The 667-nt window shown below is 57.1% G+C and carries 1 protein-coding gene and 1 rRNA gene; one reads left to right on the plus strand and one right to left on the minus strand.

Going from position 1 to position 667, the window contains the following annotated elements; genetic code table 11:
• The coding region (locus AC1AYR_RS11745) for a hypothetical protein (protein WP_476555183.1) at positions 1-439 on the plus strand (439 nt) is incomplete at its 5' end.
• 11 nt (positions 440-450) lie between these two features.
• Here the strand turns inward: AC1AYR_RS11745 and AC1AYR_RS11750 are convergent.
• A 16S ribosomal RNA gene (locus tag AC1AYR_RS11750) occupies positions 451-667 on the minus strand; the annotation flags it as partial.

Raw genomic sequence — 667 nt, forward strand, 5'->3', positions numbered from 1 at the left:
CACCGGCGAAAACCAAATTCGCGAATACATCGGACGACACATCAACACAACATGTCAAAATGATCACAAAACGACCGAACGAACACCCAAGACAAAAAAACATCTCGGAGTCCATTCGAAATCAACAGAAACAAGAAAAAACTCTTTCTTGCTCGCGTCCACTATCCAGTTCTCAAACCACCAACACACACCCCGACCAGCCACACCGACGACAAGCCGGCAAGCCAAGCCAGGAAGGCATCGGACCCGCACACCGGAAGGAAACACCCTCCAGGAGTGGCGGTCCGGGAACCCAAAAGCATGCCGCACCACCCACAAGAGCCACCCCCAAAAGGGACGACCCGAAAAAGCCAACGATCTCTTCCACACCAGCAACCCCGACCCACGTGCGACGATCGCACGCGCGGGGCACACACCGGACGAGAAACCCTCGCCCTGAATTCTCCGTAGAAAGGAGGTGATCCAGCCGCACCTTCCGGTACGGCTACCTTGTTACGACTTAGTCCCAATCACGAGCCTCACCTTAGACGGCTCCGCCCCAGCGAACTGGGTTAGGCCACCGGCTTCGGGTGCTGCCCACTTTCATGACTTGACGGGCGGTGTGTACAAGGCCCGGGAACGCATTCACCGCGGCGTTGCTGATCCGCGATTACTAGCGACTCCGCCT

Source organism: Bifidobacterium sp. LH_417 (assembly GCF_056357035.1).